Below are 1,210 nucleotides of genomic sequence, written 5' to 3' on the forward strand. Positions count from 1 at the left end.
ATTTTAATTACACCCTCCCTAACGGTAGGGGCTTTAAATTCAGATAGTTTTTAATTTTTATTGTTGTATCTCTTTCCAGACACCATCGGAGTTCACTAATTTAACTGGTTTTGTTTGTTTCATATTGCTAATAGAAGCATCTACTATACAGTTGTAAACATTATTGGCTTCTTCGGAACAGCTAACTTTTTTAACATAATCGATTTTTAAAAGGTCTTTTTCTGACACTCTTGAATCAAAAGCTTTCATACTGGCATTTGTTTTATCTACAACACTCTTAAATGCATTGTAGATATCATCTTGACTGGGTTCGCTATTACATGCGGTTAATAGGAAAGTAGAAAGAATGATTGTAAGCATAGCATATGCTTTCATGTTTAATCCCTTTTGTAATAAATTAATGTTGGTGTGTGAAAACTGCTCTGTGTGCAAATTTCTCACGTAAATAAAATCTTAAAAAAATTGCTGAGGAAAAATAGATAACGACAGTTAATATAAAACTTTGACTGATAGCGAATATGAGGAAAGCAATCGCTAACAGCACAATTCCTATTAGTAAAGCAAGCCACGTTGAAACAACACCATAGTTAATTGTTGCGTGACAGCCAGTGCAGACACGGACACCAAATGGGCTTTCTTTGAAGCAAAATGGGCACTTTATAGTTTCGTTTTTCATAGCTATCCCAATCTGAAAGATTAAATGCTGTTTGTAGGGATTCTCGATGGCTGGCTGGCTAAAGTAAAATCACTTGTACCGATCGATGATTGTTACTTGATAGGCGTGGACTATCATAAATCAATTATCGATCTGTAATAACGATCAATTTTTGCTTGACTTAATCTAAATTAATAACCAATAGTTGAGTGTTTATCACAAATGACATTTTTAACTCACTGTATATAAACGAATTTCAATCGACTTGTTTAACGATTTCATTGCATGGATTTTTGATAAGGTCGTATGGGTTTTGTGAAGAATGCTCTTCCCATAGCTTCTGAGAAGCTCTATGAACCTTCTTATGAATGGAATCCAGCCACTAAGCCTGGAGTGTTTTTGCCGTTGTACAACATTTTTTTGAAGAATCTTTTCTACGATTCCGTTTCTTCTGTCTTCTCTGAGTCGAAGTTCGAGTTCAGCAATTTTTTCACTTATGCTTTCCCTTGGTATATCCGTTGCAGCAAAATCTTTTGCAGTAGCAGTAGCAGTAGC

Annotated in this window: 2 protein-coding genes and 1 pseudogene; all 3 read right to left on the bottom strand. The window is 34.9% G+C overall.

The window, feature by feature from the left end:
* Positions 1–57 precede the first annotated feature (57 nt).
* On the bottom strand, positions 58–375 hold the full coding sequence (locus tag OB87_RS19280; RefSeq protein ID WP_033570985.1) for a hypothetical protein: 318 nt from the start codon (positions 373–375) through the stop codon (positions 58–60).
* A 22-nt stretch (positions 376–397) separates the two neighbouring features.
* Positions 398–676 carry a hypothetical protein gene (locus OB87_RS21205; RefSeq protein WP_072025511.1) on the bottom strand — a complete coding sequence of 93 codons (279 nt, stop codon included), beginning with the start codon at positions 674–676 and terminating at the stop codon, positions 398–400.
* A 210-nt stretch (positions 677–886) separates the two neighbouring features.
* A pseudogene (locus OB87_RS20175) lies at positions 887–1,210 on the bottom strand (relaxase/mobilization nuclease domain-containing protein); the annotation flags it as partial.

Origin of the sequence: Dickeya undicola (genome assembly GCF_000784735.1) — a bacterium.
GTDB lineage: Bacteria > Pseudomonadota > Gammaproteobacteria > Enterobacterales > Enterobacteriaceae > Dickeya > Dickeya undicola.